Raw genomic sequence first — 13,780 nt, forward strand, 5'->3', positions numbered from 1 at the left:
CCAAGGTCATGATCTACTGCGTCGTCCCAGAGGAACTCGCGCCGGAGCTGTTCGACCGGATGCAGACCTACTACGCCGATGACCCGAACGTCGAGGTCATCATCGACCGGCGCAAGTCCGAGCGCCGCGACAACAACGGCAACGACGGCACGCACCGGCGCGAGCTGCGCGACCGGCGCCGTGCGCGCGTGCCGGGCGAGTTCCCGCCGATCGACCCGGCGTAGGCCGTGAGGGTCGTCGTCCACGTGGATGGCGGCGCGCGGGGCAACCCGGGGCCGGCGGCTGCGGCCGCGGTGGTGACGGATGCCGCGTCGGGCGCGGAGCTGGACGAGGCGACGCGCTACCTCGGCGACAGCGTCACCAACAACGTCGCGGAGTACCACGGGCTGCTGCTCGGCCTGGAGCGCGCTCGCGCGGTCGGTGCCGACGAGGTCGAGGTCGTCAACGACTCCGAGCTGATCGCCAAGCAGGTCAACGGCGAGTACAAGGTCAAGCACCCCGACATGAAGGCCTTGCACGCGGAGGCGCTGGCCGCGCTGTCGTCGTTCTCCTCGTGGTCGATCCGCTCGGTCCCGCGTGCGAAGAACGCGGACGCCGACGCGCTGGTCAACCAGGCGCTGGACGCCGCCGCGCTCTAGCGCAGCGGCGTGGAGGTCTGCCGGCCGCCCGGCGTCATCGTGCCGGACGGGGCGGTGGTGCTCGGCGGGGTCGTGTCGGAGGGGCCGGCGTCGTGGTGGCCCGGGAAGCGGAACTCGCCCTTGAAGGCCCTGATGTCGCAGGAGCTCGGGTCGTCGAAGCAGGCCAGCGCGAGGTCGTGGCCCTTCTGGGTCAGCCAGCCGGCGGTGACGGCCTGGGTCAGGCGGGCGTCGAGCTCGGCGCGGACGGCGGCGATGACGTCGTCCGGGGTCTTGCCGAGCTTCTGGGCCAGGCCGGCGGCGAGATCGCTCTTGATGGTGTTGTAGTCCGGCTTCGGCGCGGCCTTGAGCTTGGCCCGCGCGGACTTCAGCGCGGTGGCGTCGCAGCCGGCCGCGGCGCGCGTGTGGTGCGCGGTGCGGGCGACGCCGCGGCGGCCCTTCTTGCCGCCACGCGCGGTGCGCTCCGGGAAGCGGGCGCCGCGGCAGGCCTTCAGCGCGGCGGTCTCCTGCGGCGTCAGGCCGGCGGCCGTGAGCTGCCTGGCCCGCTCGTCGGCGAGCGTCTGCTTGATCGCGGTGCGCAGGTCGGCGGGGTCGACGCTCAGGCGCTGCGCGAGGCTGTTGACCGACGCGCCGAGCAGCCCAGCGCCGAGGAAGCCCGCGGGCTTGACGGTCCGGTGGACCGTGCCGTGGCGGGCGTCCCTGTGGTGCCTGCCGCCTCCGGAGTGGGCGAACGCGACCGCGCTGGCGCTCAACGCGACGATGAGGCATGCGGTCAGGACGGCGAGCAGACGACGGGACATGGTGCTGGTTTAGCACCGCTCCGGACGCGCCAAACCCCGCGCGTCAGGCCGTCGCCGGCGCGGCGGTCAGCGCGATGACCTCGACGCCGGCCGCGTCGAGGACGTCCTGGCCGTCGAGGACCGCGTAGCCGCGGCGGTAGTACAGGCGCCTGATGCCCGCGCCGGCGATCAGCTTCGCGCACGGCGGGCAGGGGAAGTCGGTGACGTAGATCTCGCCGCCGGCGGTGGCGCGGCCGTCCCGGGCGGCCTGCGCGATCAGCGCGGCCTCGGCGTGCGTGGCGGTCGACAGCTCCAGCTCGACGCCCCTGCTGAAGTTCGCGCGCGGGTCGCCCGCGGCGTAGGGCGCGTGGGGGTGGGGGTGGTGCTCGTTGTGGGCGGCGGCGACGGTGCCGTCGGCGAAGCGCAGCGCGGCGCCGACCTGGCGCCACCAGTCGATCGAGCGCGCGGCCTCGTCCTCGGCGGCGCGCGCAAGCTCGGCGAGCGCTTCGTCTTCGTGTGCGGTTCGGTCCGGGCGCGGGTCGAGCAGCTGCACCGTCCTGGTCTTGTCCCAGCGCAGGAACGCCGGGTCGTAGCGGACCGCGGCGCGCGGGAAGAAGCGCTCGACGACCGCGTAGCTGACGTCCTCGGCCGGGAGGATCAGGTCCTCGCCGACGAGCGCCTCCGCACCGCGCGCGTCGAGCACCGCGACACTCTCCGCGATGCCCAGCGCGCCGAGCGCGCGCGCCGCGTCCTCCGGCTCCAGCGCGCGCACGTCCCTGGCGAGCGGCCGGGAGTCGCTGTGCAGGTCCCGGCCCATCACGTACACCTTGCGGCCGGCCGCGTGGCGCTCCAGGAAGCGCCGGTAGCCCTCGTGCACCACGGGCACGTAGGCGACGACGACCGTCATCCGCGCTCAGCCCCGCCGCAGCGTCTCGTCGATCAGGCCCGGGAGGACCTGCGCGAGCTTGGGCCCGAGCTTGTCGCCCAGGTTCATGTACATCTGCCGGATTCGCTCGGAGGTCGTGACGGACGCCTGGCGCTCGATGACCTCGATCTCGCCGACGACCTCGCGCAGCTCGGTGAGCTGCTGGGGCGAGTAGGAGTGGTCGGCGGTGAGGACCAGGACGTCGGGCTCGACGGCCTTGATCAGGCCCCACGTCGGGTCCCCCTCGTCCTTGAGGTAGATCAGGTCGACCGGCCGCTGGTGGGCGAGCAGCTCGAGGCGCTCGTTCTCCGGGACCATCGGCCGGTCCTCGCCCTTGCGGCGGCGGATCTTGGCGTCGGAGTCGACGCCGACGACCAGGATGTCGCCCTGCTCCTTCGCGCGCGCGAGGTACTTGACGTGTCCGAGGTGGATGAGGTCGAACGAGCCCGAGGTCAGCACGATGCTGTATCCCAGACCCTTGAGGTGGGACACGGTCCGCGTCATCTCCTCCAGGGAGGGGACGAGGCGGTCGCTGAAGTTGACGCCCGGGCTCAGGACGCCGCTGGTCACGGCCATGGCGGGAACGATATAGACGTCGGAGGCGGATTCGTTCGGGACCGTTCCGTCTGAGGTCCGCGCCATCATGGAGAAGCCGATGCCGAACTACCTGCCCTTCGAAGAGCGCCGCCCCAGCACCCAGTACCAGGACATGCTGCGCACCATCCGTGAGCAGGGCGTCCAGGTCGAGACCAAGCAGGGGCAGGACGCGCTCGCGGTCGCCGGCTGCCAGATGCGGTTCCCGATGGCGCAGGGCGCGGCGGTCATCACCGAGCGCTCGATCAGGGGCTTCGTCACGAAGGCGATCGGCGAGCTGTGCGCGTTCATCAACGGCGCCCGGACGCTCGACGAGCTCGAGGCGTTCGGCTGCGACTGGTGGGACGCGTGGGCGACCCCGGCCAAGAGCAACTCGCGCGGGCTCGAGGCCGGCGACCTCGGCCCCGGCTCCTACGGCCACGCCTTCCGGAACTTCACGACGAACCTCGACGATCCGAGCGAAGAGGGCTACGACCAGCTCGCCGGCATCATCACCAAGCTGACCGAGCTGCCGCTGGACCGGACCGCGGTGATGAGCCCGTGGATCCCGCAGGCCAACCACCGCACGGCGGACACGAAGTCGCGCAACACGATCGCGCCCTGCCACGGGTGGATCCACGCGCTGGTCTTCAACGACAAGCTGCATCTGATCCACAACCAGCGCTCGGGCGACACGCCGATCGGCGTCCCGTCCAACATGGCGCAGTACACGGCGCTCGGGCTGATGATCGAGCAGCTCACGGGCTACGAGTTCGTGGAGTACGTGCACTGGATCCAGTACGCGCACATCTACGTCAACCAGCTCGACCGGGTCGACGAGATGCTCGCACGGGAGCCGCTGCCGCTGCCGACGCTGGAGCTCACCGAGGCCGGCAGGCGGGTGACCGACATCCACGACTTCCGCGCGGAGCACTTCGCGCTCTCGGACTACCATCCGCATCCGAGCATCCGTGACATCCCCGTCCTGACCTGATGCTGACGCTCGTCGTCGCCTACGCGCGCAACGGAGTCATCGGGCGCGATGGCGGGCTGCCGTGGCACCTGCCGGGCGACATGAAGCACTTCCGCGAGGTGACCGGCGGTGGGACGGTCCTGATGGGTCGCAAGACCTACATGTCGATCCCGGAGAAGTTCCGGCCGCTGCCCGGGCGGCGCAACGTCGTGCTCTCGGCTTCGGGGGCCTCGGCGCCCGGGGCGGAGGTCTTCTCGGGCCTGGAGAGCGCGCTGGTCGCGGCGCCCGACGCGTTCGTGATCGGCGGCGGGACGGTCTACGAGGAGATCCTGCCGCTCGCCGACGCCGTCTGGGCGACCGAGATCGACGCCGACGTCGAGGGGGACACGTTCTTCCCGGCGCTCGAGGCCGCCGACTGGGTTGCGGCGTCGTCCTCGGAGCCGGTGTCGGAGAACGGGTTCACCTACAGGTTCGTGCGCTATGAGCGCTCCTGAGGGCCCGCTCTACTACCTGGAGTCCTCGCGCTCGTCCGAGCAGCGCGAGTACATGGAGTCCTTGGAGTCGCGCGGGATCTGCGTGTTCTGCCCGGAGAACGTGGAGGAGCACCACGGGCGGCCGATCGAGCACCGCGGCGAGCACTGGTACGTCACGCAGAACGCGTTCCCGTACGAGGGGACCGAGGCGCACTACCTGATCGTGCCGGTCAAGCACGTGACCTCGTTCGAGGAGCTGCCCGACGAGGCCGGGGCGGAGCTGTGGGCGATCAAGCGCATGCTGCGGGAGCGGCTGGCGCCGCTGGCGACCGCGACGGTGGAGCGCAGCGGCGACATGAAGTACAACGGCGGCTCGGTGGCGCACCTCCACACGCACTTCGTGGCGCTGTCGCGCGAGCCGACGAGGACGATCCGCTTCAAGGTGTCGGCGAAAGGCACGGAGGAATGATCAGCGCTGAAGATGTGGACGCGTTCCAGAGCGACGGCGTCGTGATCCTGCGCGGGGTGCTGGGCGACGACGAGGTCGCGACGCTCGCGGCGGGCGTCGAGAAGAACCTCGGCGCGCTGAGCCCGCTGGGGATGAACGCGACCGCCGACGGCGCGCCCGGGGCGTTCATCGAGGACTTCCGCAACTGGGACCGGATCGGCGAGTACGAGTCGATCATCCGGTCCTCGGCGCTCGCGCCGATCGCGGGGGAGCTGCTGGGGGCCGACAGCGTCCGGCTGTTCCACGACCACCTGCTGGTCAAGGAGCCCGGGACGCTCGACCGCTCGCCATGGCATCAGGACCAGCCGTACTACTCGATCGACGGCGCGCAGACGGTGTCGTTCTGGATCCCGCTCGACCCGGTGGCGCGCGAGTCGACGCTGGAGTTCGTCGCCGGCTCGCACACGGGCAAGTGGTACATGCCGCGCTCGTTCGTGAAGAAGACGGCGATGGTGTTCGAGGAGGGCGCGCTCGAAGAGGTGCCCGACGTCGACGCCGACCGCGACGCCTTCTCGATCCTCGGCTGGGCGATGCAGCCCGGCGACGCCGTCGCCTTCAACATGCTCACGCTCCACGCCGCAGCCGGGTCGCCCACACGCCGCCGCGCCTTCTCGCTGCGCCTGCTCGGCGACGACGTCACCTGGGCGCCGCGCCCGCACCGCACGTCGCCGCCGTTTGACGACGTGTCGCTCGATCCGGGCGCGCCGCTGGACCACCCGCAGTTCCCCATCCTATGGCGGCGATGAGTTCGCGGCGTCCGCCGGGTCTGTAGGCCATGACGATCACCATCACCGCCTACGACAGGTCGCCCGACGGCGGCAAGGGCCTGGCCCGCGACACGCGCGTGCGCTGGGCGCTCGAAGAGGTCGGCGAGCCGTACGACGTCACGTTCGTGTCGATGGCCGGCAAGCAGGAGCCCGAGCACGTCGCGCGTCATCCGTTCGGCCTGATCCCGACCTACGAGGACGGCGACGTCGAGCTGTTCGAGAGCGGCGCGATCATCCAGCACATCGCCGAGCAGCACCCCGGGACGTTGTTCCCGGCCGACCCCGCCGCACGGGCCCGCGCGATCACGTGGATGTTCGCCGCGGTCAACACCGTCGAGCCGCCGATCCTCGAGCTCGTCACCGTCAGGATCCTCGAAGGCGACCGGCCCTGGGCCGCCGAGCGCACACCGCTGGTCCTCGACCGCATCCGGGCGCGCCTCTCTCGACTCTCAGACCACCTCGCCACCTCCGACTGGCTCGAAGCCACCTTCACCGCCGGCGACCTCATGATGATCTCCGTCCTCCTCCGAGCCCGCCCCTCCGGCCTCCTCGACGAGTTCCCAACTCTCGCCACCTACGTCACCCGCGGCGAATCCCGCCCCGCCTACGAACGCGCCTTCGCGGCGCAGTACGCGGTCAACGCGCGGCCGTAGCTCAGACGGTCAGCGGCTCGGGCTCGGGAGGAGCCACGGGTGTCTCCTCCGCCGGCCCCGGCGTCACGACCGCGCCCGCCACGACGAGCGCGAAGCCGACGAGGCGCGCGATCAGCGGCAGCGTCCCGTCCGGCAGCGGCTCGGAGAACACCAGCGGCCCCGCCGCGATCGTCACGACGTTGGCCGCCGCGCTGGTGATCGCGATCACGGCAACGGCCGGCCCGAGCTGCAGCGAGCGGGCCGAGACCACGAGGCCGATGAGCGACAGCACGGTGATCGTCGCAGCCTCGGGCGTCAGCAGCGCCCACAGCCCGTGGTGGACGAGGTCGCCGCTGGCGGCCTTGATCGTCACGTCGCTGCCGCCCCACAGCAGGCCGGCGCTCACCGCCAGCACCGGCCCGGCGCGCCGCGTGTCGCCCACCACCGCGAACGCGCAGGCGGCCGCGCCGAGCGTCAGCACCGTCACGTACACGATCAACGTCGTGCCGTCGAAGTCCCGGTGCGCGGAGTCCGCGGACCTCCCCAGCGTCGTCGCCAGCAGCGTCAGCCCGGCCGCGGTGATCGCCACGCCCACCCAGTCGCGCCGCGTCACGTCGATGTGGAACACGCGGTTGGCCAGCGGCGTCAGCAGGACCAGGCCGCCGGCGATCACCGACTGCACCAGCGAGATCGGCGCGAACGCCAGCGCCGCGACGTGGAAGAACCAGCCGCCGGTGGCGACGATGATCCCGAGCGTCCACCAGCGGTTGGCGAACAGCGCGCCCGTCGAGCGGACCGGGTGCCGCCAGGACACCGCCGGCGCGCCGACCGCGCCCCGCTGCTTGAAGAGGAACCCGAGCAGCGCGACCACCGCCGTGGCGAGCGCGAGCAGGAGTCCGAAGGCGACGGAGAACGACAGAGAGAGGCGCCCACCGGAATCGAACCGGTGTAAACGGCTTTGCAGGCCGCTGCGTAGCCACTCCGCCAGGGCGCCGGGGTAGCCCGCGGAAGGGTAGCCCAGCGCACGGCGGTTTGCCCGGCGGGGCCGTGCCGGACCGTCACCGCCCCACTTCCGCCAGGTTTCCGGAACCCTGGACCATTCGCCAGTGGTTCGCACAGCAGGCCTCAGCGATGATCGGACCGTACGAACACCCAAGGTCCAAGAGGTCCCTCTCCCATGGTCTTCCGTTCCCTCCGCGGTCGCGCGCGGCAGCTGCTGCTGCTCGCGCTCTCGTCCGCGGCTGCCGTGCTCCTGCTCTGCTCGCCCGCGCTGGCCGACACCATCCTCGGCACGCCGACGCCGGGCACGTCGCTCGACGACGACGCCGCCGGCACCGCCGAGGCCTTCAGGGTCTCCGCGTCGGCGTCCGGCACGGTGGACCACCTCAGCTTCTACATCGACTCCACCAACAGGGCGACGAGGCTCTCGCTCGGGATCTACGCCGCGTCCGGCACGCACCCGGGCACGCTGCTGACGTCCGGCTCCAGCAGCGCGGTCGCGCCCGGCTGGAACACGATCGCCGTCAACGGCGCGCCGCTGACCTCCGGTACCGCCTACTGGGTCGCGGCCCTCGGCACGGGCGGCAAGCTCGTCTTCCACGTGGGCTCCGGCAACGGCACGGCGGCGGAGAACAACAGGACCACCTCGCTGACCGCGCTGCCCGCCACGTGGACGGCCGGCCCGGCCTGGACCGGCGGCGCGCCGTCGTTCTACGCGTCCTCGGCCGTCACCGTGCCGCCCGATCCGCCGGACCAGGTCGGCCAGTGGGGCGACGTCATGGACTGGCCGATCGTCGCGGCGCACGCCGTCCTGATGACCTCCGGCAAGACGCTGGAGATCGACGGCTGGACCGCGCCGAGCCCGTCGATCGTCTACGACCAGAGCCTCGGCGGCGTCGCCGGCGGCGGCTTCACGAGGATCGACAACCCGCTCGGCCTCGACGTGTTCTGCGCCGGCAACGTGACGCTGCCCGACGGCCGCATCCTGCTGGTCGGCGGCCACGGCTTCACGGCCACGCTCGGGCTGCAGGAGACGACGATCTACGACCCGTCCAACGACACCTGGGTCGCCGGCCCGAAGATGCAGTACGCGCGCTGGTACCCGACGGCGACCGAGCTCGGCGACGGGCGGATCGTCACGATCAGCGGCAACATCACCAACACGAGCTGGGCCGACACGCCCGAGATCTACGACCCGGTCACCAACAGGTGGTCGACGATGACGGGGATCAACACCTCGGGCGTGCACGAGGAGGAGTACCCCCTCACCTACCTGCTGCCCAACGGCAAGATCATCACGATCGCGACGTCGGCCGGCCGGACCTACATGATGGACCCGCAGACGCCGTCCTGGACGCAGGTCCCCGGGACGACCGCGACCCGCAACGCCAGCGGCATCATGTACCGCCCGGGCAAGATCCTGCTCACCGGCGGCGGCACGCCGTTGAACACCAACAACGCGGCCCAGACCGGCGCCGAGACGATGGACACCACCGTCGCGAACCCGACCTGGACGCCCGCGGCGCCGATGCTGAAGGCGCGCTACGCGCACACGCTCACCAACACGCCGGACGGCAAGGTGCTGGCGATCGGCGGTGGCGGCGACATGAACCAGGAGGACCTCGCGTCCGGGGAGCTCTCGGCCGAGTCGTGGGACCCGGACACCGGCGCCTGGACCAGGTTGTCGTCGATGCCGGTGCCGCGCCTGTACCACTCGACGTCGATGCTGATGCCCGACGGCCGGATCCTCGTGACCGGTGGCGGCCACGCCAACGGCCCGCAGTCGCCGTCGGAGTACAACGCGGAGTTCTACTCGCCGCCGTACCTGTTCAAGGGCGCGCGCCCGTCGATCAGCTCGGTGCCGTCCTCGGCGACCTACGGGTCCTCGATCGAGGTCAGGACGCCGGACGCGGACTCGATCAGGTCGGTGTCCTTGATCAACCTGGCGGCCGACACGCACACGCTGGACATGAACCAGCACTTCGTCCCGCTGACGTTCACCAAGCACTCGGGCGGGCTGTCGGTCGACATGCCGGCCTCGCCGAACCTCGCGCCGCCGAACACGTACATGTTGTTCATCGTCAACGACAGGGGCGTCCCGTCGATCGCGCCGTTCATCAAGGTGGCGCCGACGACGGTCGCGCCGAACGTGAGCGTCACGACGCCGGCCGCGGGCGCCACGGTCAACGGCACGGTGCCGCTGACGGCGACCGCGACCGACACGACCGGCATCACCTCGCTGCAGTTCACGGTCGACGGCACCGCGGTCGGGCCGAGGCTGACGTCCGCGCCGTACACCTACAACTGGGATTCGACGACGGTGGCCAATGGGCCGCACACGATCGGCGCGGTGGCGGTCAACGGCGTCGGGACCAGGGGCACGGCGAACCCCGTGAGCGTGACCGCCAACAACGCGGGGCTGATGTCGCCGACGCAGGACGGGGTCGTCTCGGCGGAGGGCAACGGCACCATCAACAGCCCGGCGCTGACGACCACCGGGGCCTCCGACGTGGTGCTCGCGTTCGCGACCTCCGACGGGCCGGCGACCGGGCAGACGCTGACGGTGTCCGGCGGCGGGCTGACGTGGTCGCTCGTCAAGCGCGTCAACGCGCGCGGCGGGACGACCGAGATCTGGAAGGCCAAGGCGACGTCCGCGCTGAACGGCGCGGTCGTCAGGGTCGCCCAGGGCAGGCCGGGCTACAACCAGTCGCTGACGGTGGCCGCGTTCGCAGGCGCCAGCGACGTGGGCGCCTCGGCGACGGCCAACGCCGCGACCGGCGCGCCGACCGTGTCGGTGACGCCGACGAAGGTCGGGTCGCTGATCTGGGGCGCGGGCAACGACTACGACCGCGCGGTCGTGCGGACGCCGTCGTCCGGGCAGGCGATCGTGCACCAGTGGCTGGACACGGCGATCGGGGACTCGTACTGGGTCCAGAACCGGACGACGCCGACGTCGAGCCTCGGGAGCGCGGCGATCAGCGACACCGCGCCGGCGAACGACTCCTACAACCTGGCCGCGGTGGAGGTCATGCCGTAGGGGTCTGCGCGGCGGCCACTGTCCGGTTGGCCGCCGCCGGTTCGTCATGGTTGGCACATGACGAACGTGTACGAGCCGGAGTTCGAGGTCCAGCGCGACGAGCCGCCCTACGTCTGGAGGCGCGCCCGCGTGGGCGCGGCGGCGGGCGCGCGGGCGCTGGGCGCGTCCGTGTTCGCGGTGCCGCCGGGCGCGACGACGTTCCCGCTGCACGCGCACCTGCACAACGAGGAGCTGTTGGTGGTGTTGGCCGGCGAGCCGACGCTGCGGGTCGGCGGCGACGTGCCGGATCGCGTCCTGGCCGCGGGCGAGGTCGTCGCGTTCGTCGCGGGTGTGGACGGCGCGCACCAGCTCCGGAACGACAGCGCCGCGGAGGTCCGGCTGCTGATCGTCTCGACGATGGTCGCGCCCGAGGTCAACGTGTTCCCCGACACCGGCGAGCTGTGGGTGCGCGATTACATCCCGGGAACCGAGGCGCCCGCCGGCGCGTTCGACGTCCGCGCGCCGCTCCCGGACGCCGATCGCTAGTATTTCCGGTCCCGGGGCCGTTAGCTCAGCTGGGAGAGCACCTGCTCGACAAGCAGGGGGTCGCTGGTTCGAGCCCAGCACGGCCCACTCGGAAAGGCCCGCGAACAGCGGGCCTTTCTTTTTGCCCGCGATCAGGCGGTGGCGAGCGCGCGCTCGTCGTCTGGGGCGTCGTGCTCCGGCGCCACGGCCCCGCCCTCCGGACGGCGCGAGCCGACCCGCCGGCGCAGCCGTTCGACCGGCCGCTCGACGAGGTGCAGCACCACGACCGCGATCGCGATCGACACGGCGATCGTGGCCAGGCGGAACACCAGCAGGCTGGTGTCGAAGCTGCCGAACGTCGGCACCGTGGCGATCGCTTTGTGGTGCTCGGCCGCGTAGTGCGCCGCGGGCAGCCGCAGCAGCGTGATCGCCACGAAGTGGCTGATGTAGATGCCGTAGCTGAGGTCGCCGAGGTAGCGGTCGACGTGGGTGAAGCGCCGCGGGACCGGCGCGCACAGCACGATCGGCACGAGCGCCAGGATCGTGAAGATGTGCCAGAACTGGTTGGAGAGGATCCACGTGTGCGCGAACGAGTCGCGCGCGTACCAGGCGCCGCCGATGGCGAGCAGGTAGACGACGGCGACGGCCATCGCCACCTTCAGCGGGAACCGCCACGTCGTCCGGCGGCTGATCGCGTACAGCCCGGCGCCCCAGAAGAAGAACACGAACATGCTCAGGCCGTTGCGGTAGATCAGGATGTCGTCGAGGCCGGGGACGCCCCACGCCTTCGCGGTCGCCCAGATGTAGAACGCGAGCGCGACGGCGAACGCGGCGGCGAAGACCCAGCGCCCGGACTTGATCGTCAGGAGGATCAGCAGGGGCGCGATGGCGTAGAACATGGCCTCGAACGCGACGGTCCAGTACTGCGGGATCCAGACGAAGCCGGCGAAGATGTGCGGCACCGGCGACCAGCCCGCGGCGAAGTGGGGTTCCACGCCGTTGATGTAGGTGTGCAGCGCGTGGCCGTCGTACTGGATCGAGCTCGCGTACTCCGGCAGTTGGGCCGGTGTGAGGTCCAGCGCGTGCTGGGCGCCGACGCAGACGATCATCATCGCGAGCGAGACGGCCAGGAAGGCGGGCGCCAGCCGCAGCAGGCGGTTGGCGTAGAAGCGCCCGGCGCCCGACCAGGCGCCGTCGGTGCGCACGAGGTAGTTCTCGGTGAGCACGCGGGCGATCAGGAAGCCGCTGAGGACGAAGAACGCGATGACCGCGACCGGGCCGGCGATCGGGCCCATCCCGGTGTGGAAGCACACGACCTCGATCGCCAGGGCGAAACGGAACCAAGCCATCGGGCGCGGAGTCTTGCAAAGCGTGGCTTGGCCGCGCGGCGGCGCGTCCGCCCGACCCGCTTAAATGACGTGCGCGTATGCGGATGCCGTCTCCCCTCAAGGCCCTGGGCTTCGTCGTGGCCTATGCCGTGGCGGTGGGTGGCGTGGGCGTCGCGCTGGTCGCGACCGCCGACGACTCCGCGACGCCCTGGTTGGCGCTGCTCGCCGCGATGGCGATCGTCCATCTTGGGTTCGGGATCCTCGTCGGGCGCTGGACCGCTGCGTTGCTGCCGCTGGTCGTCTGCATCGTCGCGTTCGTCCTGGACCTCGGCGACTTCTCGATCACCGCGCTGCTGGTGGGGATCCCGTGCGCGATGCTGCTGGCCGCCGGTGTCGCGCTGCGCGTCGGCTGGGACGGCGGCCCGAAGGCCCGCGCCGTCGAGGACGCACCCCCCTCCCAAGTCGCCGAGATCCGCGCCGAGCGGCTGCGAGCCGCCCGCGCCGCAGGCGAACCCGACCCGGACTTCACCAGCGAATCACCCGACGCACTCTTTCGCTAGACTTCCGCTCTCTGAGCACGCGGCTGTAGCTCAGTTGGCTAGAGCGTCTGCTTGCCATGCAGAAGGTCGAGAGTTCGAGTCTCTTCAGCCGCTTCGGAACGAAGGCCCCGCCCCGGCGGGGCCTTCGCCGTTCCAGGCCCTAAGCGCCGAGCACGTCGAGATCGAGGAAGTGGACGGGCTTGATCGGAAGCAGGCCGCGTCCTTCTTCATCGACTTGGCCGTAGTGCTCGACCCAGAGGTCGAGGAAGGCTTCCCCATCGATCAAGGTGATCCGTCGGGAGCTGCGGCGCGCGGCGGCCTGGGTGTCCCTGGTGAACCCGCCGAGCGAGATGTAGACGCCCACGTCGCCCGACTCCAGCAGAGACAGGAACGAGCGGAGCTCTTCCTCCGTCGTCTTGTCGTCCGGCCGGCGCTTGACCTGACCCTTGATGCGCGGCCCGCGCACTCCCAGAGGATCGCTCTGCGCCAAGAGGTCGAGACCTCCGTCCTTGCCCTTGGGTGCGATCCAGACGACGTGGTAGTCCATCGCCTCCAACAACTTGCCGACGAGATCTTGGAAGCTGTAGGGGTTGATCTGAGCGAGGTAATCGAGGATGGCCTGGCGCGCGGCCTCTTCGGCTTCCTCGAGGCTCGTCGCAGCAAGCACGCTGGAGTCCCCGGCTTCGCGCGCGTCGTCGGACGACGCATCCGTCGGCGCGTCGTCCTCAGGCTGACTTGCCTTCCATTGCTTGTACAGTCGCAGCGATTCCTTGAACAGCGCCTCGGGGTCCTGGAACGCGTGCAGCGCCGCCTTTCCTTCGTCCGTCAGGAGCCAGATTCCGCTCCTCTTTCGGAGCCACCCTGCCTTGACCGAGCTGATGGTCGCGAAGCGCAGGATCTTCGGGAAGCGGACGGAGTCGGGGTTCTTCGGAAAGGTCGCCTTCTCGAATGGGGTGAGCTCCAGCTCGCTCTCCACGCGTGCGATCGCGTCCTTGGCCTGCAGACCGTCCGGCTCAGATTCGAGGATCCGGAAGAGCGCCTGGATCATCTGGCCTTGGCGATGTGCAGTGATCTCAGCCATCGTCGGAGCGTAGTGCCGCGTCGCCGA

General features: G+C 70.9%; 16 protein-coding genes and 3 tRNA genes. 12 read left to right on the forward strand and 7 right to left on the reverse strand.

What is annotated here, in order from left to right; all coding sequences use genetic code 11:
- The first annotated feature begins 8 nt into the window (after positions 1-8).
- Positions 9-224 carry a hypothetical protein gene (locus H030_RS0118375; RefSeq protein ID WP_027007183.1) on the forward strand — a complete coding sequence of 72 codons (216 nt, stop codon included), beginning with the start codon at positions 9-11 and terminating at the stop codon, positions 222-224.
- Between the two features lie 3 nt (positions 225-227).
- Positions 228-638, forward strand: coding sequence for a reverse transcriptase-like protein (locus H030_RS0118380; RefSeq protein WP_027007184.1), 411 nt, complete (start codon positions 228-230; stop codon positions 636-638).
- On the opposite strand, the gene H030_RS0118385 is transcribed toward H030_RS0118380, so the two are convergent.
- The 3 genes from H030_RS0118385 to H030_RS33335 are packed head-to-tail and all read right to left on the reverse strand — an operon-like array spanning position 635 to position 2,915.
- Complete coding sequence (locus H030_RS0118385; RefSeq protein WP_027007185.1) at positions 635-1,435, reverse strand: hypothetical protein; 801 nt, start codon at positions 1,433-1,435, stop codon at positions 635-637. The two genes, H030_RS0118380 and H030_RS0118385, sit on opposite strands and share 4 nt — an antisense overlap.
- 43 nt (positions 1,436-1,478) lie before the next feature.
- Positions 1,479-2,321 carry a deaminase gene (locus tag H030_RS33330; RefSeq protein WP_035127932.1) on the reverse strand — a complete coding sequence of 281 codons (843 nt, stop codon included), beginning with the start codon at positions 2,319-2,321 and terminating at the stop codon, positions 1,479-1,481.
- 6 nt (positions 2,322-2,327) lie between these two features.
- Entirely contained in the window at positions 2,328-2,915 is a 588-nt protein-coding gene (locus tag H030_RS33335; RefSeq protein WP_051223075.1) for an adenylyltransferase/cytidyltransferase family protein, read from the reverse strand.
- Between the two features lie 67 nt (positions 2,916-2,982).
- Between H030_RS33335 and thyA the strand changes: the two genes are divergently transcribed.
- The 5 genes from thyA to H030_RS0118420 are packed head-to-tail and all read left to right on the forward strand — an operon-like array spanning position 2,983 to position 6,286.
- Positions 2,983-3,906, forward strand: coding sequence for a thymidylate synthase (gene thyA / locus H030_RS0118400; protein WP_196809184.1), 924 nt, complete (start codon positions 2,983-2,985; stop codon positions 3,904-3,906).
- Positions 3,906-4,379 (forward strand): dihydrofolate reductase, encoded by a 474-nt coding sequence (locus H030_RS0118405; RefSeq protein ID WP_035127935.1) that lies wholly within the window; start codon positions 3,906-3,908, stop codon positions 4,377-4,379. The genes thyA and H030_RS0118405 overlap by 1 nt, the downstream gene beginning before the upstream one ends.
- Positions 4,366-4,827, forward strand: coding sequence for an HIT family protein (locus tag H030_RS37460; RefSeq protein WP_051223077.1), 462 nt, complete (start codon positions 4,366-4,368; stop codon positions 4,825-4,827). The genes H030_RS0118405 and H030_RS37460 overlap by 14 nt, the downstream gene beginning before the upstream one ends.
- On the forward strand, positions 4,824-5,612 hold the full coding sequence (locus tag H030_RS0118415; RefSeq protein ID WP_027007188.1) for a phytanoyl-CoA dioxygenase family protein: 789 nt from the start codon (positions 4,824-4,826) through the stop codon (positions 5,610-5,612). Before H030_RS37460 ends, H030_RS0118415 begins: the two co-directional genes overlap by 4 nt.
- A 29-nt stretch (positions 5,613-5,641) precedes the next feature.
- On the forward strand, positions 5,642-6,286 hold the full coding sequence (locus H030_RS0118420; RefSeq protein ID WP_027007189.1) for a glutathione S-transferase family protein: 645 nt from the start codon (positions 5,642-5,644) through the stop codon (positions 6,284-6,286).
- A gap of 1 nt (position 6,287) precedes the next feature.
- Here H030_RS0118420 and H030_RS38490 read toward each other — a convergent pair whose 3' ends face one another.
- Both H030_RS38490 and H030_RS0118430 read right to left on the reverse strand, forming a co-directional pair.
- Positions 6,288-7,136 (reverse strand): hypothetical protein, encoded by an 849-nt coding sequence (locus H030_RS38490; protein WP_081690923.1) that lies wholly within the window; start codon positions 7,134-7,136, stop codon positions 6,288-6,290.
- Between the two features lie 52 nt (positions 7,137-7,188).
- Positions 7,189-7,259, reverse strand: a tRNA-Cys gene (locus tag H030_RS0118430).
- A 183-nt stretch (positions 7,260-7,442) separates the two neighbouring features.
- Here H030_RS0118430 and H030_RS0118435 point away from each other — a divergent pair.
- The 3 genes from H030_RS0118435 to H030_RS0118445 all read left to right on the forward strand — a co-directional run bounded on the left by H030_RS0118435 (position 7,443) and on the right by H030_RS0118445 (position 10,913).
- Positions 7,443-10,301 carry a galactose oxidase-like domain-containing protein gene (locus H030_RS0118435; protein ID WP_027007190.1) on the forward strand — a complete coding sequence of 953 codons (2,859 nt, stop codon included), beginning with the start codon at positions 7,443-7,445 and terminating at the stop codon, positions 10,299-10,301.
- A 57-nt stretch (positions 10,302-10,358) separates the two neighbouring features.
- Positions 10,359-10,826: a cupin domain-containing protein gene (locus H030_RS33350; protein WP_051223079.1), complete on the forward strand. Its 468-nt coding sequence runs from the start codon at positions 10,359-10,361 to the stop codon at positions 10,824-10,826.
- 14 nt (positions 10,827-10,840) lie between these two features.
- Positions 10,841-10,913 (forward strand) — tRNA-Val (locus H030_RS0118445).
- A gap of 44 nt (positions 10,914-10,957) precedes the next feature.
- Here H030_RS0118445 and H030_RS0118450 read toward each other — a convergent pair.
- Complete coding sequence (locus H030_RS0118450; RefSeq protein WP_027007191.1) at positions 10,958-12,154, reverse strand: acyltransferase family protein; 1,197 nt, start codon at positions 12,152-12,154, stop codon at positions 10,958-10,960.
- 83 nt (positions 12,155-12,237) lie between these two features.
- Here H030_RS0118450 and H030_RS0118455 point away from each other — a divergent pair, with 83 nt between their 5' ends.
- A complete protein-coding gene (locus H030_RS0118455; RefSeq protein ID WP_155892135.1) occupies positions 12,238-12,693 on the forward strand; it encodes a hypothetical protein in 456 nt (151 codons plus the stop codon).
- A 19-nt stretch (positions 12,694-12,712) separates the two neighbouring features.
- Positions 12,713-12,786 (forward strand) — tRNA-Gly (locus tag H030_RS0118460).
- Between the two features lie 46 nt (positions 12,787-12,832).
- Here the strand turns inward: H030_RS0118460 and H030_RS0118465 are convergent.
- Positions 12,833-13,753, reverse strand: a complete 921-nt coding sequence (locus tag H030_RS0118465; protein ID WP_027007193.1) for a restriction endonuclease — start codon at positions 13,751-13,753, stop codon at positions 12,833-12,835.
- Between the last annotated feature and the right edge of the window lie 27 nt (positions 13,754-13,780).

Origin of the sequence: Conexibacter woesei Iso977N, from assembly GCF_000424625.1 — a bacterium.
In the GTDB taxonomy this organism is placed as follows: domain Bacteria; phylum Actinomycetota; class Thermoleophilia; order Solirubrobacterales; family Solirubrobacteraceae; genus Baekduia; species Baekduia woesei_A.